Source organism: Kitasatospora cineracea (genome assembly GCF_003751605.1).
GTDB lineage: Bacteria > Actinomycetota > Actinomycetes > Streptomycetales > Streptomycetaceae > Kitasatospora > Kitasatospora cineracea.
This window is the reverse complement of record NZ_RJVJ01000001.1, coordinates 15,890-29,840: the sequence shown is the minus strand read 5'-3', so window position 1 is coordinate 29,840 and position 13,951 is coordinate 15,890. Positions and strand designations below refer to the sequence as shown.

General features: G+C 72.9%; 12 protein-coding genes and 1 pseudogene. 8 read left to right on the top strand and 5 right to left on the bottom strand.

The window, feature by feature from the left end; genetic code table 11:
- The first annotated feature begins 17 nt into the window (after positions 1 to 17).
- Both whiG and EDD39_RS00120 read left to right on the top strand, forming a co-directional pair.
- The gene (gene whiG, locus EDD39_RS42485; RefSeq protein ID WP_341869271.1) at positions 18 to 1,913 is read left to right on the top strand and encodes an RNA polymerase sigma factor WhiG; all 1,896 of its coding nucleotides are present in this window, start codon (positions 18 to 20) and stop codon (positions 1,911 to 1,913) included.
- A 131-nt stretch (positions 1,914 to 2,044) separates the two neighbouring features.
- Positions 2,045 to 2,617 (top strand): annotated as a pseudogene (locus EDD39_RS00120) (TetR/AcrR family transcriptional regulator); the annotation flags it as partial.
- A gap of 178 nt (positions 2,618 to 2,795) precedes the next feature.
- Here EDD39_RS00120 and EDD39_RS00115 read toward each other — a convergent pair.
- A complete protein-coding gene (locus EDD39_RS00115) occupies positions 2,796 to 3,203 on the bottom strand; it encodes a M23 family metallopeptidase (RefSeq protein WP_244256543.1) in 408 nt (135 codons plus the stop codon).
- A gap of 766 nt (positions 3,204 to 3,969) precedes the next feature.
- Between EDD39_RS00115 and rpsB the strand changes: the two genes are divergently transcribed.
- The 6 genes from rpsB to rlmN all read left to right on the top strand — a co-directional run bounded on the left by rpsB (position 3,970) and on the right by rlmN (position 9,774).
- Complete coding sequence (gene rpsB / locus EDD39_RS00110; RefSeq protein ID WP_123552630.1) at positions 3,970 to 4,881, top strand: 30S ribosomal protein S2; 912 nt, start codon at positions 3,970 to 3,972, stop codon at positions 4,879 to 4,881.
- Between the two features lie 132 nt (positions 4,882 to 5,013).
- A complete protein-coding gene (tsf, locus tag EDD39_RS00105; protein WP_030908890.1) occupies positions 5,014 to 5,853 on the top strand; it encodes a translation elongation factor Ts in 840 nt (279 codons plus the stop codon).
- Between the two features lie 296 nt (positions 5,854 to 6,149).
- Positions 6,150 to 6,905, top strand: coding sequence for a UMP kinase (gene pyrH, locus EDD39_RS00100; protein ID WP_030458789.1), 756 nt, complete (start codon positions 6,150 to 6,152; stop codon positions 6,903 to 6,905).
- An 80-nt stretch (positions 6,906 to 6,985) separates the two neighbouring features.
- On the top strand, positions 6,986 to 7,543 hold the full coding sequence (gene frr / locus EDD39_RS00095) for a ribosome recycling factor (protein WP_030458788.1): 558 nt from the start codon (positions 6,986 to 6,988) through the stop codon (positions 7,541 to 7,543).
- 184 nt (positions 7,544 to 7,727) lie between these two features.
- Entirely contained in the window at positions 7,728 to 8,594 is an 867-nt protein-coding gene (locus EDD39_RS00090) for a phosphatidate cytidylyltransferase (RefSeq protein WP_123552628.1), read from the top strand.
- 79 nt (positions 8,595 to 8,673) lie between these two features.
- Positions 8,674 to 9,774, top strand: a complete 1,101-nt coding sequence (gene rlmN, locus EDD39_RS00085) for a dual-specificity RNA methyltransferase RlmN (protein WP_123552626.1) — start codon at positions 8,674 to 8,676, stop codon at positions 9,772 to 9,774.
- Between the two features lie 62 nt (positions 9,775 to 9,836).
- On the opposite strand, the gene EDD39_RS00080 is transcribed toward rlmN, so the two are convergent.
- The 4 genes from EDD39_RS00080 to EDD39_RS00065 all read right to left on the bottom strand — a co-directional run bounded on the left by EDD39_RS00080 (position 9,837) and on the right by EDD39_RS00065 (position 13,796).
- Positions 9,837 to 10,973 (bottom strand): hypothetical protein, encoded by a 1,137-nt coding sequence (locus EDD39_RS00080; protein WP_123552624.1) that lies wholly within the window; start codon positions 10,971 to 10,973, stop codon positions 9,837 to 9,839.
- A gap of 10 nt (positions 10,974 to 10,983) precedes the next feature.
- On the bottom strand, positions 10,984 to 11,691 hold the full coding sequence (locus tag EDD39_RS00075) for an ABC transporter ATP-binding protein (protein ID WP_123552622.1): 708 nt from the start codon (positions 11,689 to 11,691) through the stop codon (positions 10,984 to 10,986).
- Between the two features lie 240 nt (positions 11,692 to 11,931).
- Complete coding sequence (locus EDD39_RS00070) at positions 11,932 to 13,326, bottom strand: aspartate aminotransferase family protein (protein ID WP_123552620.1); 1,395 nt, start codon at positions 13,324 to 13,326, stop codon at positions 11,932 to 11,934.
- On the bottom strand, positions 13,323 to 13,796 hold the full coding sequence (locus EDD39_RS00065; protein ID WP_030458782.1) for an Lrp/AsnC family transcriptional regulator: 474 nt from the start codon (positions 13,794 to 13,796) through the stop codon (positions 13,323 to 13,325). The genes EDD39_RS00070 and EDD39_RS00065 overlap by 4 nt, the downstream gene beginning before the upstream one ends.
- Positions 13,797 to 13,951 lie beyond the last annotated feature (155 nt).

The following is a 13,951-nucleotide window of genomic DNA, read 5'->3' as shown; positions in this document are numbered from 1 at the left end:
GGCGTCCCTATCAGCACATGACTCGGCAGAACGGCGCAGACCAACGCATGCCCACTCACATTCCCGGACACAGGATGACCGGTGACGGTCGGTCCCCGGACGGGACGGGGGCCGAGACCCACAACGCCGCGGAACTGCGGGTCAGGTCCTCGGGAGTCGTGGGAATGACAAGGCCGGGCAATACCCCGACCGCGGCCCCACAGTCCCAGACCCGTCCCGTCCCGTCCTCGCCCCTCCCGCGTCCACCGGCTCCGCCCGGGCCCACCGCCCGGCCGGCCCCGGCACGTCCACCGGTTGACCGGACCGGTCAGGTGCTGCCCTGCCCGCAGGCGGCACAACCCGCCGCGGTGGCGACATCGCGGCCGCGCGGAGAAGAGGACACCGCTACGACCACTGGCACGGGCGTTCGTTCGGCCGGGCCGGCCAGAGCCGGCGGTGCTCGAATCGGCGGTACCGGCGCGGTCGGTGCCAAGGCCGGTGGGGCCAAGGTCGGTGGCCAGGGCGGAGCCGGGCAGGCCGGCAACGGCGATCGGAGCAGTGGTGGGTCGGGCGGTGACCGGCCGCGGCCCGGTCCGGCCACCGCCGAGCCCCCGGCTCCGTCCCCGGCCTCGACTCCGTCCTCCGCCGGGCGTCCGGTGCGCGGTCAGGCCAAGCGGGGGGCGCGGGCGAAGGCGAAGGAGTCCTCCGCCCGGAGCGCCCAGCTCCGCAGGCAGACGGGCGGCCCGCCGCCCGCGCGCTCGCCGGAGCCTCCGGTCCGGAACCCCGGTGAGGGCTCGAGCACCGGGCCAGGTGCACCACCGTCGGTGCCGCTGCCCGCTCCGGCCCCCGTTCCGGGCCCGGCCCCGGCCCGGGCCCCGGTGGAGACGTCGGCCGGCGCCGCGGCGCTGGCCGGGACGGAGGTTCCTGGCGGAGCCGAAGCCCGGGTGGTGGCGAAGCAGGGCGAGAAGGCGTCCACGAGGACCGATGACCGGCAGGACGCGCCGGGTACCTCCGGTGCACCGGGTGCGTCGAGCGGGCGGACGGGCGCGGACGGCGGCGCGGAGACGGTTGCGCGAGCCGGAGCGACGGTGCCCGCGCCGTCCCCCGCACCAGGTGCGCGCAGCGGTGCGGCGGACGAGGGCGGAAAGGGCGGCGACCGGGCGAAGGACACCGACCAGTCCGCGCTGCAGGCGCTGTGGCGCTCGTACAAGGAGACCGGGGACCACGGGCTCCGGGACCAGTTGATCCTGCACTACTCGCCGCTGGTGAAGTACGTGGCGGGCCGGGTCGGGGTCGGGCTGCCGGCCAATGTGGAGCAGGCGGACTTCGTCTCCTCCGGGGTGTTCGGGCTGATCGACGCCATCGAGAAGTTCGACATCGACCGGGCGATCAAGTTCGAGACCTACGCGATCAGCCGGATCCGCGGTGCGATCATCGACGAACTGCGGGCGCTGGACTGGATCCCCAGGTCGGTCCGCCAGAAGGCCAAGGCGGTCGAGCGGGCCTACGCCACGCTGGAGGCCCGGCTGCGGCGGACTCCGCACGACCCCGAGGTGGCGGCCGAGATGGGCATCCCGCTCGACGACCTGCACACCATTTTCAGCCAGTTGTCGCTCGCCAACGTGGTGGCGCTGGACGAACTGCTGCACTCGGCGGGTGAGGGCGGCGACCGGCTCACCCTGATGGAGACGCTGCCGGACAGCGGTGCGGACAACCCGGTCGAGATCGCCGAGGACCGCGAACTCCGGCGGTTGCTCGCCTCGGCGGTCAACACCCTGCCCGAACGGGAGAAGACCGTCGTGACGCTCTACTACTACGAAGGCCTGACGCTGGCGGAGATCGGCCAGGTGCTCGGGGTGACGGAGAGCCGGGTCAGCCAGATCCACACCAAATCGGTGCTGCAGCTGCGGGCGAAGATGTCCGATGCCCGGTGAGCGGCGGCAGGTGCGGGCGGCCGGAGGACAGGTGCAGCGCGGCACGTGGTGGCTGGTGGACGCGTGATGTCGTGTCCACCTGCCGTCAGCGTCCGTACAGTTGGGGAGTGCCGAAAATCCGGGCGGCCACGGTGGCCGAGCATCGACAGTTGCAGCGGGCAGCGCTGCTGCAGGCCGCGCGCGTCCTGCTGGCCGAGGGCGGCCGGGAGGCGCTGAGCTTCGGCGCGCTCGCGGCGCGCGCCGGTCTCGCGCGCTCCTCGGTGTACGAGTACTTCCGCTCCAAGTCCGAACTGGTGGAAGCGCTCTGCACGGTCGACCTCCCGCTCTGGGCGGCCGAGATCGAGGCCGGCATGGCGGTCTGCGACAGCGCGGCCGAGCGGATCGAGGCGTACGTCCGCGGCCAGGTAGCGCTGGCCACCGACCCGGTGCACCGCGCCGTGGTGGCCGTCGCCGAGTACGAACTCGACGACGCCGCGCGGTCCAGGATCCGGGCGGCCCACTCCGGGCTGACCGCGATGGTGGTGCGCACCCTAGAGGAACTCGGCCACGGCCGGCCCGGTGTCGCGGCGGCGCTGCTCCAGGGCGTGGTGGAAGCGGCGGTCCGCCAGATCGAACGGGCCCGCGGCGAGGACGGTACCGCCGGAGTCGCGGCCGTCCGGGAGATCGCCGACGCCGCAGTGCGCTTCGCCCTCGACGGCCTGCGCCCGGGCGGCCCCCAGCCGGGGCAGTCGCAGGCGCGGCCGGACGACCGCACCGGCCGGCCGGGCGACCCCCACCGTCCCGGCGACCCCCACCGCTCCAGCGGCCCCGACCGCCCTGGCGGTACGGACCGCGCCAACGGCGCGGACGAGCAGCCGGAGCCGGACGGGAGCTGACCGGGCGTCAGGGCGGGCCGAGCGGCAGCAGTCGGGCCCGGCCGGAGCCGAGCAGGGCGAGCGGGTCGAGGTAGCGGTCGCCGCGGAGCAGGCCCCAGTGCAGGCAGTCGACCGGACAGTGACCGGAGTCGGCGGTCACCACCCCGATCGGGTCGCCCGCCGCGACGCCCGTGCCGACCGGTGCGGAGCCCGCCACCGGCAGGTAGGTGGTCCGCAGCGGGGGAGCGCCCGAATCCGGGTGGGTCACCACGACCACCGGACGCCCTGCCACCTGCCCGGCGAAGGTCACCACCCCGGGCGCCGCCGCCCGCACCACCGTGCCCGGCGCGGCCGCCAGGTCCACGCCGCGGTGCCCCGCGGCCCAGCGCGAGGGCGGTGGATCGAACCGCCGCAGCAGCCCCGACCTGCCGCCCACCGGCCACACCCGCCCCCGCCCGGGCCCCGGTTCCGCGGCGAGGGAACGCGCCGCCGGGGCGGCCCTCGCCGCAGGGGCCCCGGCCGGAAGAGCCCCGGCCGACGCCGGTGCCAACCCACCGAGCGCCACCACCGATACCAACGCCAACACCAACACCAACGTCATCACCGGCACCGGCACCGCCCCAGTCCGCCACCGGCACCGCCGCCACCCCGTCGAACCACCCCGCCCGTACACGCTGCACCTCCGAACCCGTCGAGACCCACAGCACGGCCGCAGCCCGCACGCCGCCCCGTCCGCCGGGGCGGGTCACCAGGGTGGGGCCGGCGCGGTCCGTCGCGCGCGTCGGATTCGGGGCCTGTGGACAGACCGGGGGCTGTGGACAACTGCCGTCCCCCGCAGGAGTGAACGGTAGGCGGCGGGCCGGGCGGGACGGCGCTGAACAGGGTGGCGGGAGCGCCGGGAGTCGCCCGCCGCTCGGGGCTTCCCGTACACTTCACACGCGACCCGGTCTGCCGGGTCGACTTCGCACGCCCCGCCACCGGCGGTCCGCCCCCCTCGGGGGAGCGGCCGTGACGGTGCGAGTGCCGCTCGGTCCGCCGAGCCCGCCGAGGCCGCAAGCCTCGCGCAGGCCGGGCGGCTTGGCACGTCGGGGCGTCAGGCGTGACGGTCGCCCGACCGGCACGGACAAAACCGAGTACCCCGGCACCCCGCAGGGCGCGACTGCCCCCACGGCGCGCCGGGCAACACACGAGGAGCACGGCACATGGCCGTCGTCACGATGCGGGAGCTGCTGGAGAGCGGCGTCCACTTCGGTCACCAGACCCGTCGTTGGAACCCGAAGATGAAGCGCTTCATCTTCACGGAGCGCAACGGCATCTACATCATCGACCTCCTGCAGTCGCTGAACTACATCGACCGCGCCTTCGAGTTCGTCAAGGAGACCGTTGCCCACGGCGGCAGCGTCCTCTTCGTCGGCACCAAGAAGCAGGCCCAGGAGGCCATCGCCGAGCAGGCGACCCGCGTGGGCATGCCGTACGTCAACCAGCGCTGGCTGGGCGGCATGCTGACCAACTTCTCGACCGTCTACAAGCGCCTGCAGCGCCTCAAGGAGCTCGGCGAGATCGACTTCACGGACGTGGCCGGCTCCGGCCTCACCAAGAAGGAGCTCCTGGTCCTCCAGCGCGAGTACGACAAGCTGGAGAAGACCCTCGGCGGTATCCGCGACATGCAGCGCGTGCCCAGCGCCGTCTGGATCGTGGACACCAAGAAGGAGCACATCGCGGTCGGCGAGGCCCGGAAGCTCAACATCCCGGTCGTCGCCATCCTCGACACCAACTGCGACCCGGACGAGGTCGACTACAAGATCCCGGGCAACGACGACGCCATCCGCTCCGTCACCCTGCTGACCCGCGTGATCGCCGACGCCGTCGCCGAGGGCCTGAAGTCCCGCGCCGGTGTCGCCAAGGGCGACACCAAGGCCGAGCCGGGCGCCGACCAGCCGCTGGCCGCCTGGGAGAAGGAGATCCTCGAGGGCGAGAAGGCCGCCGAGGCCCCCGCCGCTGAGGCTGCCGCCACCGAGGCCCCGGCCGAGGCCGCTGCCGAGGCTCCGGTCGCCGAGGCCGCTGCCGAGGCGCCGGCCGCTGAGGCCCCGGCCGCCGAGGCCGAGCAGGCCTGACGCACCACCAGGGCGAGGGGCACCGGCCGGGCTGAGCCGGTGGGTGCCCCTCTCTCCCGTGCCGGGGGCCCGCACCCCGGGCCCCGGCACTTTCCCACGCAGACACGCGAGACGTGAGAAGAGATCACAACCATGGCGAACTTCACCGCCGCGGACGTCAAGAAGCTCCGTGAGCTCACCGGCGCCGGCATGATGGACTGCAAGAAGGCCCTGGACGAGGCCGAGGGCGACGTCCAGAAGGCCGTCGAGCTCCTGCGCATCAAGGGCCAGAAGGGCGTTGCCAAGCGCGAGGGCCGCGACGCCTCCAACGGCGCCGTCGCCGCGCTGATCGCCGAGGACAAGAAGTCCGGCGTCCTGGTCGAGCTGAACTGCGAGACCGACTTCGTCGCCAAGGGCGGCAAGTTCGTCGAGGTCGCCAACGCGATCGCCGCCCACGTGGCCGCCACCTCCCCGGCCGACCTGGACGCCGCCCTGGCCTCCGAGATCGCCCCGGGCCAGACCGTCCAGCAGTTCGTGGACGAGGCCAACGCGACCCTCGGCGAGAAGATCGTGTTCCGCCGCTTCGCGCAGTTCGACAACGACGGCTTCGTCGGCGTCTACATGCACAAGTCGGACCCGGACCTCCCGCCGACCATCGGTGTCCTCGTCGAGCTCGACCAGGAGAACGCCGACACCGCCAAGGACGTCGCCCAGCACATCGCCGCCTTCGCGCCGAAGTACCTCTCCCGCGAGGAGATCCCGGCCGAGGAGCTCGAGAACGAGCGCCGCGTCGCCGAGGCCACCGCCCGCGAGGAGGGCAAGCCCGAGGCCGCCCTGCCGAAGATCGTCGAGGGTCGGGTCACCGGCTTCGTCAAGGAGAACGCCGTTCTCGAGCAGGCGTTCGCCAAGGACAACAAGAAGACCGTTGCCAAGGTCCTCGACGAGGCCGGCGTCACCCTCAAGCGCTTCGTCCGCTTCCGCGTCGGCGCCTGAGACCCGTTCCCCGCGGTCCGTCCCGCCCCTCCAGGCCCCGTGCCGGACATAAGGTAGGAGGGCCGCCCCCGTCCGCGAGGACGGAGGAGCGAGCCGACGAGCCCCCCAGCACCCCCGGGGGAGCGGCGCCGGCACCATGAACGACGAGGAGGCCATTGCCGTGCAGGAGACCGTACCGGTTCCCGCGGCAGTGGCCTCCTCTCGTGTACACGGGCACGGCACCGGGTCCGCGCACCCGGCACCGTGACCAGCACTTTGCAGATCTGCTGACCAGCAGGCGGAGAAGGAGAAAGTCCATGCAGGAGACGCAGGAGACCGCTCCGGGCGGTGCACGCCGCCGGGTACTGCTCAAGCTGTCCGGCGAGGCGTTCGCCGGCGGAGGCGGCCTCGGCGTCGACCCGGACGTGGTGCACGCCATCGCGCGTGAGATCGCCACGGTGGTCCGGGCCGGGACGGAGGTCGCCATCGTGATCGGCGGCGGCAACTTCTTCCGCGGCGCCGAGCTCCAGCAGCGCGGCATGGACCGGGCCCGCTCCGACTACATGGGCATGCTCGGCACCGTGATGAACTGCCTGGCGCTCCAGGACTTCCTGATCAAGGAGGGCATGGAGACCCGGGTGCAGACCGCCATCACGATGGGCCAGGTCGCCGAGCCGTACCTGCCGCTGCGCGCCATCCGGCACCTGGAGAAGGGCCGCGTGGTGATCTTCGGCGCGGGCATGGGCATGCCCTACTTCTCCACCGACACCACCGCCGTCCAGCGCGCGCTGGAGATCCACGCCGACGTCCTGCTGATGGGCAAGAACGGCGTGGACGGCGTGTACGACTCCGACCCGCGCACCAACGCGGCCGCGGTCCGGTTCGACGCGCTGGACTACACCGAGGTGATCTCCCGCGACCTCAAGGTCGCCGACCTGACCGCGATCACCCTGTGCAAGGACAACGGCCTGCCGATCCTGGTCTTCGAGCTGCTCGCCGAGGGCAATATCGCCCGCGCGGTCAAGGGTGAGAAGATCGGCACACTCATCAGCGAGGATTCCGCCCGGGCCTAGCCGTCGGGGTTCCGAGCAGCAACAGCCGTCCGGGGCACCGGTACGGGACAACAGCAGATGAACCGGACAGGGAGCACACAGTGATCGATGAGACCCTCCTCGAGGCCGAGGAGAAGATGGAGAAGGCCGTCGCCGTCGCCAAGGACGACCTCGCCGCCATCCGCACCGGGCGCGCGCACCCGGCGATGTTCGCCAAGATCGTCGCGGAGTACTACGGTGCCCTGACGCCGATCAACCAGCTGGCCTCGTTCTCCGTGCCGGAGCCGCGGATGGCCATGGTCACCCCGTTCGACAAGACCGCGCTGAAGGCCATCGAGACCGCGATCCGGGACTCGGACCTGGGCGTCAACCCGTCGAACGACGGCTCCGTCATCCGGGTGGTGCTGCCCCAGCTCACCGAGGAGCGCCGCCGCGAGTACATCAAGCAGGCCCGCGGCAAGGGCGAGGACGCCAAGGTCTCGGTCCGCTCGATCCGCCGCAAGGCCAAGGACGCGATCGACAAGCTGGTCAAGGACAAGGAGATCGGCGAGGACGACGGCCGCCGCGGCGAGAAGGAGCTCGACGACCTGACCGCCAAGTTCGTGGCGCAGATCGACGAGCTGCTCAAGCACAAGGAAGCCGAGCTGCTGGAGGTCTGATCCGGACCCCGCCCGCAGCGCCCCGGACCGGCGGCCCGACCGCCCGGCCCGGGGCGCGGCTCCACCCGGGCCCGCCCCCGCTCCGGCCGGGGCCGCCCCGACGGCCCGGCCCGGCCGACACCAAACGGGTCACGCGCGGCGGCCTCCGGCATGACGAGGGGGCGGCCCGGCACAGACTCAGTTCATGCCCCCCGCCCAGGAGACCTCCGTGGCCCAGACCGACCAGCAGCCCCGCAAGCCGCGCGGCGGCCGCAACCTGCCCGCCGCGATAGGCGTGGGCGTCGGACTCGGGGCCGTGGTCGCGGCCTCGCTGTTCGTGGTCAAGGCGGTCTTCATGGTGGTCGTCGCGGCCGCCGTCGCCGTCGGCATCTGGGAGCTCACCAGCCGGCTCGCCGAGCGCAAGGACGTCCGCGTCCCGCAGGTCCCGCTGCTGGTCGGCGGCGTGGGCATGGTCGTCACCGGCTACTTCGCAGGCGGCCAGTGGGCCGCGGCGATCTTCGCGGTGACCGGCCTGGCGATGATGGTGGCCCGGATGGCCACCCCGCCGGAGAACTACCTGCGCGACATAACGGCCGGCGTCTTCACCGCCTTCTACGTGCCGTTCCTGGCCACCTTCGTCGCGCTGATCCTGGCCGCGGACGACGGCGCCTGGCGGATCCTGCTGTTCCTGGTCGTCACGATCTGCTCCGACACCGGCGCGTACGCCGTGGGCTACAAGTTCGGCCGCACCAAGCTGGCGCCGACCATCAGCCCCGGCAAGACCCGCGAGGGCCTGGCCGGCGGCATCGGCCTGTCGATGATCGCCGGCGCGCTGCTGATGCACTTCCTGATCGACGGCGGCACCTGGTGGCAGGGCCTGATCCTGGGCGGCTGCGCGGCGGTCACCGCGACCCTCGGCGACCTCGCCGAGTCGATGATCAAGCGCGACCTCGGGATCAAGGACATGGGCACCCTGCTGCCCGGCCACGGCGGCATCATGGACCGGCTGGACTCCCTGCTGCCCACCGCCCCGGTGGTCTGGCTGCTGCTCGCCGCCTTCGTCGGCAGCTGAACCCGGCCCCTCGCCCCCACGGCCCCCGCGACGCCACCGCGTCCGGGGGCCGTTCGGCATCTGCGACACTGGATGAACCATGCCTAAGCCCGGAGAACTGACCTTTGTCGCGCCGCGCGGCGCCAAGCCCCCGCGACACCTCGCCGACCTCAGCCCTGCCGAGCGCAAGGAGGCCGTCGCCGAGCTGGGCGAACAGCCGTTCCGTGCGAAGCAGTTGTCGAACCACTACTTCGGCCGGATGTCCGCCGACCCGGAGACCTGGACGGACATCCCGGCGGCGAGCCGGACGAAGCTGACCGAGGCGCTGCTGCCCGAGCTGATGTCCGTGGTGCGGCACGTCTCCTGCGACGACGACGCCACCCGCAAGACGCTGTGGAAGCTGTTCGACGGCACGCTGGTCGAGTCGGTGCTGATGCGCTACCCGGACCGCGTCACGATGTGCATCAGCTCGCAGGCCGGCTGCGGCATGAACTGCCCGTTCTGCGCGACCGGCCAGGCCGGGCTGACCCGCAACCTGTCGACCGGGGAGATCGTCGAGCAGATCGCGTCCGGCATGCGCGACCTCAAGTCCGGGGCGGTCCCCGGCGGCGAGGCCCGGCTGTCGAACGTGGTGTTCATGGGCATGGGCGAGCCGCTGGCCAACTACAACCGGGTGCTGTCGGCGATCCGCCGCCTCACCGACCCGTCGCCGGACGGCTTCGGCCTCTCCCAGCGCGGCATCACCGTCTCCACCGTCGGCCTGGTCCCGGCCATGCACCGCTTCGCGGACGAGGGCCTGAGCTGCCGCCTCGCGCTGTCGCTGCACGCGCCGGACGACGAGCTGCGCGACGAGCTGGTGCCGGTCAACACCCGCTGGAAGGTCGACGAGGTGCTGGACGCCGCGTGGAACTACGCGGAGAAGTCCGGCCGCCGGGTGTCCATCGAGTACGCGCTGATCAAGGACATCAACGACCAGGCGTGGCGGGCGGACCTGCTCGGCCGCCTGATCAAGAACCGCCGGGTGCACGTGAACCTGATCCCGCTCAACCCGACCCCGGGTTCGAAGTGGACGGCCTCCCGGCCCGAGGACGAGCGCGAGTTCGTCCGCCGCCTGCAGGCCCACGGCGTGCCCACCACCGTCCGCGACACCCGCGGCCAGGAGATCGACGGGGCCTGCGGCCAGCTCGCCGCCGCGGGCTGAGCCCGGATGCAGCGGGGCCCGGAAGGACGTCGTCCTTCCGGGCCCCGGCCGTCTCCGCGGTCCTACAGCGGGCAGAGCAGCACCGTGAGCCCGCCGGTCAGCAGCAGGACGGTGCCCGTGGCGAGGGCGCGCAGGGCGACCGTGCCGGTGAGCAGGCCGGGCGGGGTGCCGAGGCGGTCGAGGGCGTCGAGGGTGGGGCCGCGGTCGGCGCGCAGTTCGTGCAGGCGGGCGGCGAGGGCCGCGACCGCGCAGGCGAGCACCAGGGCGCCCTCGACCAGGGTCAGGCCGGGAACGTCGGCGCCGGTCCGGGCCCAGCTGCGCCAGGCGACCAGCAGCAGCGCGACGACCGCGGTGAGGACGGCCAGCGGGGTGCCGAGGCGGCGGGCCTGGGCGGTGAGCGCCCGGCCGGCCAGCAGCCGGAGCGGGGTGGGCCGGCGCAGGGCGAGCAGCCGTCCGGCGAGGGCGAGCAGCGGCCCGGTCCACAGCGCGAGGGCGAGCGCGGTGAGCGTCCAGCCGGTGAGCAGGGCGGGGCTGGTGTCGGGGAGCCCGGCGGGCAGCGCGAGGGTGCGGTCGGCGTCGGTGGCGTCGGGGCGCAGCCCGTACAGTTCGAGGCCGAGTCCGGCGAGCAGGACGGGGGCGGGCAGCAGCAGCCGCAGCGGGGTGTGGCGGGTGCGGGCGGGTGCGGCGGGCCGGCCGGGGAGGCCCTCGGGGAAGCGGATCGCGCAGGCCGCGGAGACCCCGGCGACCAGCGGGAGGACCGCGAGCAGGGCGACCGGGGCGGCGGCGGGCAGCGGGACGCCCATGCCGATGTCGGGGGCGAGCGCGGGCCCGGCGATGTCGTTGCGCAGGATCAGGAACAGCAGCAGGGTGACGGCGGAGCCGAGCGCGCAGGCGAGCGCGATCTCGCCGGCGACCAGCAGCCGGATCCGGGTGGGTCCGGCGCCGGCCGCGGTGAGGCCGGTGATCCGCTCGGGGTGCTGGGCGGGGACGGCCCGGGCGGCGACGGCGGCGAACCAGGCGACGGCGGCGAGCGGCGGCAGGCACCAGAGCAGCCGTTCGAGGTTGCCCCCGGTGCCGTTCAGGGCGCGACCGAGGGCGCGCAGCAGGAAGGCGGCGACCACGGCGGCGGCGGTCGCGGTGAGCAGCCAGCGGGCGAGGTCGAGGGCGCGGTAGCCGCGGGCGAGCCTGAGGTAGTACACGGCGGCCCCCTCAGTTCCCGGCGGCGACGGTGGCGGGTTCGGCCGCGATCCGGCCGTCGACCAGTCGGACGGTGCGGTCGGCGAACCGGGCGAGCGCCGGGTCGTGGGTGGCCAGCACCAGCGTCAGCCGGTGCGAGCGGGCGGCGCTGGCCAGTATCCGGGTGACCTGTTCGCGGGCGTCGCGGTGCAGCGGCGCGGTGGGGTCGTCGGCGAAGACCACCGGCGGCTGCGGGGCGAGGGCGCGGGCGACGGCGATCCGCTGGCGCCGGTCCTGCTGGAGGTCGGCGGGGCGCAGCTTGGCGCAGTCGGCGACGTCGAGGCGCTCCAGCCACTCGGCGGCGGCCCGGTGGGCGGCCCGGTGGCCGGCGCCGGCCAGCAGCAGCGGGAGGGCGACGTTCTCCCGGGCGGTCAGCTCCGGGACCAGGTGCGGCTCGGGGCCGACGTAGCCGAAGCGCTCGCGGCGGAGCTTCTCGCGGCCGGCCCGGCCCAGGGTGTGCACGGGGGCGCTGTGGAACCAGACCTCGCCCTCGTCGACCGGGAGCTGCGCGGACAGGCAGCCGAGCAGGGTGGACTTGCCGGAGCCGCGCGGGCCGGTGACGGCGAGGATCTCGCCCTCGCGGACGCCCAGGGAGACGCCGCGCAGGGCGGGGGTGCCCTGGTGGGACTTGACGATCCCCCGGGCCCAGAGCACGTCGTTGTCGGGCGGGGCCGCTGACATGAGATCCATCCAGGTGCCGACGGGGATATGACAGTCGTCAGATTAGAACGATCGGGCGGTGCCGCGGGCGCGCCGCACGGGACCGATCCGGGACGAATCACCTCGAACGCGGCGTGTCGGGCGGCAGATTCACCCCGGCGGCGGGCCGGATCGCGGGCGCCCGCTGGTGCGGACGCGCCGAAGGGCGGTCCCGGCGTGAGGAGCCGGGGCCGCCCTTCGGTGGAGGGTGGGGAAGGAGGATCAGATCTTCTGCCACGCGTCGGAGAGGCTGGTCCGCAGGATCTGCTCGATCTCGTCGAAGGTCGACTGGTCGGAGATCAGCGGCGGGGCCAGCTGGACGACCGGGTCGCCGCGGTCGTCGGCGCGGCAGTACAGGCCGTTGTCGAACAGGGCCTTGGACAGGAAGCCGTACAGGACGCGCTCGACCTCGTCGTCGTTGAACGACTCCTTGGTGACCTTGTCCTTGACGAGCTCGATGCCGTAGAAGTACCCGTTGCCGCGGACGTCGCCGACGATCGGCAGGTCGCGCAGCTTGTTCAGGGTGGCCAGGAACTTCGACTCGTTGTCGAGGACGTGCTGGTTCAGGCCCTCGCGCTCGAAGATGTCGAGGTTGGCCAGCGCCACCGCGGAGGAGACCGGGTGGCCGCCGAAGGTGTAGCCGTGCAGGAAGGTGTTGTCACCCTTGTAGAACGGCTCGGCGAGGCGGTCCGAGATGATCGTGGCGCCGATCGGGGAGTAGCCCGAGGTCATGCCCTTGGCGCAGGTGATCATGTCGGGCTGGTAGCCGAACTTGTCGGCGCCGAACATGGTGCCGAGGCGGCCGAAGGCGCAGATGACCTCGTCCGAGACCAGCAGCACGTCGTGGCGGTCGCAGATCTCGCGCAGGCGCTGGAAGTACCCGGGCGGCGGCGGGAAGCAGCCGCCGGCGTTCTGCACCGGCTCGACGAAGACGGCGGCGACGGTCTCGGGGCCCTCGAAGAGGATGGCCTGCTCGATCTCGTCGGCGGCCCAGCGGCCGTAGGCCTCCGGGTCGACGGTGCCGTCGGGGCCGGCCAGGAAGGCCGGGGCGCGGTAGATGTTGGTGTTCGGGGCCTTGTGGGTGCCCGGCACCAGCGGCTCGAACGGGGCCTTCAGGCCCGGCAGGCCGGTGATCGACAGCGCGCCCTGCGGGGTGCCGTGGTAGGCGACGGCGCGGGAGATGACCTTGTACTTGGTCGGCTTGCCGGTCAGCTTGAAGTACTGCTTGGCCAGCTTCCACGCGGTCTCGACGGCCTCGCCGCCGCCGGTGGAGAAGAACACCTTGTTCAGGTCGCCCGGGGCGTAGTTGGCCAGGCGCTCGGCCAGCTCGACGGCCTTCGGGTGGGCGTAGCTCCACACCGGGAAGAAGGCCAGCTCCTTGGCCTGCTTGGCGGCGGCCTCGGCCAGCTCCTCGCGGCCGTGGCCCGCCTGCACCACGAACAGGCCGGCCAGGCCGTCGAGGTACTTGCGGCCCTTGTCGTCCCAGACGTAGGTGCCCTCGCCCTTGACGATCGTCGGCACGGGGGAGTTCTCGTACGACGACATGCGGGTGAAGTGCATCCACAGGTGGTCGTAGGCGGTCTTGGAAAGGTCCTTCTGCGCCGGGTCGGCTGTCATCGGGTGCCCCAGGTGTAGGTCTGTTTCCGGAGTTTCAGGTAAACGAAGCTCTCGGTGCTCCGCACGCCGGGAAGCGCGCGGATGCGCTTGTTGATCAGTTCGAGCAGGTGCTCGTCGTCCTCGCACACCAGCTCGGCGAGGAGGTCGAACGAACCCGCGGTGCACACCACGTAGTCGACCTCGTCGAAGGCGGCCAGCGCGTCGGCCACCGGCTCGATGTCGCCCTCCACCCGGATGCCCACCATGGCCTGGCGGGTGAATCCGACGGTGAGCGGATCGGTCACGGCGACGATCTGCATCACGCCCTGGTCGAGCAGCTTCTGGACGCGCTGCCGGACGGCCGCCTCGGACAGGCCCACGGCCTTGCCGATGGCGGCGTACGGACGGCGCCCGTCCTCCTGGAGCTGCTCGATGATCGCCTTGGAGGCGGCGTCGAGGGGAACGCTGGCGTTCCGGTCACGGTTGGCCACGCCGCCACTGTGCCTGACGGGCGGCGGAATCGCAAGCTCCCGAGCTGCTGATTTCGTTGCCTATTCGAAGATCGGGCGCGGAAAGCGTGGCCTCTGGCGACCACCCCTGTCGATACCGGCAGTGGCATGGGTACCCTGGCTACGTACACGCGCGA

Excerpts from the sequence above, each read along its gene's own strand:
- EDD39_RS00090 (WP_123552628.1), top strand. The coding sequence starts at position 7,728 with ATGCCCCCCGCCCAGGAGACCTCCGTGGCCCAGACCGACCAGCAGCCC.
- rlmN (WP_123552626.1), top strand. The coding sequence starts at position 8,674 with ATGCCTAAGCCCGGAGAACTGACCTTTGTCGCGCCGCGCGGCGCCAAG.
- EDD39_RS00075 (WP_123552622.1), bottom strand. The coding sequence starts at position 11,691 with ATGTCAGCGGCCCCGCCCGACAACGACGTGCTCTGGGCCCGGGGGATC.
- EDD39_RS00070 (WP_123552620.1), bottom strand. The coding sequence starts at position 13,326 with ATGACAGCCGACCCGGCGCAGAAGGACCTTTCCAAGACCGCCTACGAC.
- tsf (WP_030908890.1), top strand. The coding sequence starts at position 5,014 with ATGGCGAACTTCACCGCCGCGGACGTCAAGAAGCTCCGTGAGCTCACC.
- rpsB (WP_123552630.1), top strand. The coding sequence starts at position 3,970 with ATGGCCGTCGTCACGATGCGGGAGCTGCTGGAGAGCGGCGTCCACTTC.
- whiG (WP_341869271.1), top strand. The coding sequence starts at position 18 with ATGACTCGGCAGAACGGCGCAGACCAACGCATGCCCACTCACATTCCC.
- pyrH (WP_030458789.1), top strand. The coding sequence starts at position 6,150 with ATGCAGGAGACGCAGGAGACCGCTCCGGGCGGTGCACGCCGCCGGGTA.